Below are 2,912 nucleotides of genomic sequence, written 5' to 3'. Positions count from 1 at the left end.
AAATAATTATGAAACATGAAACAAATAGCCTATAATTGCCATGGCACCATACTAAGATTTAGTAATCAACGAAAGGATGTGATCTTATGAAAAGTACTTTGCGAAGTCGTATGTTGGCAAACTATGAACAAATGAGTACTACCGATAAAATCATTGCAAATTATTTTTTGAATAACGAAACTAATATAACCACGAAATCGATCCACACTTTTGCAAAAGAAATTAATGTTTCTTCCGCAAGCTTATCTCGATTTTCTAAACATCTAGGATATACTGGTTTTCCTGAATTACGTTTAGAATTAACCTCCATGCTTAAAGATCCCAACGATTTTCGTATCGATGAATTTGATAATCAAGAAGGTGAATTAAATAAGGTCAGATCCATTTTTGAATTAGATCAACGCTCTTTACAATCAACGTATAATTTAATGACAGAAAAACAACTGACTAGTGCCGTGGACCTAATTACCAAAAGTAAAACTCTCGGCTTTTTCGGAATAGCTGGTTCAAACGTCGTCGCACTAAACGGCTACTTTGAATTCATTAGAACACCTATCAATTGTTTTTACAGTTCTGACTATCATTTACAGCTAATGAAAGCCAGCAACATGACAAAAAATGACTGTGCCATTTTAGTATCCCAGAGTGGACGGGACAAAGATGCGTTAAAAATAATGGACATATTAAAAGCAAATAAGGTTCCCATTATCGTTATAACAAGTTTCAGTAATACAAAAGTTGCAAATGGCGCTACCATTTTGTTTCGTTCGGTTTCAGACGAAGCAAAGTATCGTTCCGAAGCGTTGCATACTCTGATTACACAAATATCCATCATGGATTCATTGTTCTTCCTATGCTCCTTTAAACTAGGGACTGCAATGTCTAATTCTATAGAAAAAGTACGACAAGTAATTTCACAAACACGATATTGAACCATTAAAAATGACACGCAAAAAAAGCATTGTAATCACTCAAAAGGTTACAATGCTTTTCCGTCGTACTATTTTTTATCAACCTCATGCCCACCGAACTCATTTCGAAGTGCAGAAACGACCTTTCCGGAAAATGTATCTTGCTCCATTGATCGGTATCTCATTAACAAAGACATCGCTATCACAGGCGTAGCTACTTGCTGATCTAAAGCCTCATCCAATGTCCACCGTCCTTCTCCAGAAGAGTGCATTGTACCCTTAATGTCTTCAAGATTGCCATCATCACTAAACGCCTGTTCCGCCAATTCCATCAACCAACTGCGAATGACAGATCCACTGTTCCACATTCGTGCTACATCCACATTGTTATAATCATACGGACTGTGCTGTAACACATCAAACCCTTCCCCAATGGATTCCATCATCCCATATTCAATACCGTTGTGTACCATTTTTAAATAGTGTCCACTACCAGATGGTCCAGTATATAAATAACCATTTAGGGCTGAAATTGCAATGAAAATAGGTTCAATAATTTTAAATTTGCTTGGATTTCCACCAATCATAAAATTACCATTGTGGCGTGCTCCAGCCTGACCACCCGAAGTTCCCACATCAAAAAAGGTTATTCCCTTCTCTTCCAAAACCATCGCACGTTGTATACTATCTTTATAAAATGAATTACCACCATCAATTACGATATCTCCCGATGTTAAAACCGTTTTCAGTTCATTTACAACACTATCCGTCGGTTTTCCTGCAGGTACCATTATCCAAATGATTTTTGGACTTGGTAATTTTGATATCATTAAAGCTAAATTGTCGGCAGTAACAATATTAGCTTGTTTTGCTATATCCACATTTTGCTCATTTATATCAAACCCTATTGGAGTAATTCCATTGTCAGCTAAGTTTAATGCTAGATTTAATCCCATCTTTCCGAGACCAATCAGACCAATTTTCATTATCCATCCCTCCAAATTTCCATTACTCACACTATATAATATGCATTTTAGCAAAAAAATACTCGAGTACATTGCCACTTTGAAAGGTTAATGACATCTCGAGTAATTTTAGGCTAATTCTTAATACGTAATTTATTTAGATTGAATTTGATTAATTTCAGCACGATACTTCTTAGCCATTTCCGTAACTGCTTCAAAGTCTCCTTTGCTTGCGGCTCCCGTCAAATTACTACCAGCACCTAACACAGCAGCGCCTTTAGCAAACCAATCTTTCATATTTTCCAAGTTAACACCACCGGTAATCATCAAGTTTGCTTGTGGAAATGGACCATGAAGTGCAGAAACCATTCCCTGACCGACAACTGAACCTGGGAACAACTTAATAACATCTGCTCCATACGATAGCGCATTTTGTACATCGTTTGGTGTCATGCAACCTGGAACATATGGAATTGCATAAAGATTACATACTTTAGCAACTTCTGAATTAAACGTGGCACTAACAATAAATTGGGCACCCGCAATGATGGCAATCCGTGCAGTTGCAGGATCTAATACAGTCCCCGCACCAATTACAACTTCTGAATCATTTTGATACTTTTCAGATAATTCACCAATAATTTGATCAGCATGTGGTGCCGTAAAGGTTACTTCAATAGCCTTTACACCACCCAAAATACATGCTTCTGCTGTTTTATAGGCGACCTCTTTAGTTGCACCACGAACAACTGAAACAACACCTGCGTTAACAACACGGTTTAAATAATCAAATTTTTGTAATGTCAAACCACTCATCCTCTATTCTATAAATATTAGTTTTACGAAAACAACATACTTAAACAGTAATAACTAATAATTGTCATTAACTTATCCTCTTACAATTTCTTAGCGGCATCAGAAATAATAATCACATAATCAACTAGACTAGCATTTAAACAACCATTAGTTTTGCTACAGAGATTCGGTTACTGTTACCAACGATTACCTTCATTTAGGAATATCAGCCCCTTTTTTG

General features: G+C 36.4%; 3 protein-coding genes. 1 reads left to right on the top strand and 2 read right to left on the bottom strand.

The window, feature by feature from the left end:
- The first annotated feature begins 86 nt into the window (after positions 1-86).
- A complete protein-coding gene (locus D1831_RS14030; protein WP_125073429.1) occupies positions 87-932 on the top strand; it encodes a MurR/RpiR family transcriptional regulator in 846 nt (281 codons plus the stop codon).
- 68 nt (positions 933-1,000) lie between these two features.
- Here the strand turns inward: D1831_RS14030 and gnd are convergent, their stop codons facing one another.
- Both gnd and D1831_RS14020 read right to left on the bottom strand, forming a co-directional pair.
- Positions 1,001-1,897: a phosphogluconate dehydrogenase (NAD(+)-dependent, decarboxylating) gene (gene gnd / locus D1831_RS14025; protein ID WP_125073428.1), complete on the bottom strand. Its 897-nt coding sequence runs from the start codon at positions 1,895-1,897 to the stop codon at positions 1,001-1,003.
- A gap of 132 nt (positions 1,898-2,029) precedes the next feature.
- The gene (locus D1831_RS14020; RefSeq protein ID WP_225422908.1) at positions 2,030-2,683 is read right to left on the bottom strand and encodes a bifunctional 2-keto-4-hydroxyglutarate aldolase/2-keto-3-deoxy-6-phosphogluconate aldolase; all 654 of its coding nucleotides are present in this window, start codon (positions 2,681-2,683) and stop codon (positions 2,030-2,032) included.
- Between the last annotated feature and the right edge of the window lie 229 nt (positions 2,684-2,912).

Source organism: Lactiplantibacillus garii (assembly GCF_003885105.1).
GTDB classification, from domain to species: Bacteria; Bacillota; Bacilli; order Lactobacillales; family Lactobacillaceae; genus Lactiplantibacillus; species Lactiplantibacillus garii.
The sequence above is the reverse complement of the archived record's forward strand: the minus strand, read 5'-3'. Positions and strand labels throughout refer to the sequence as shown.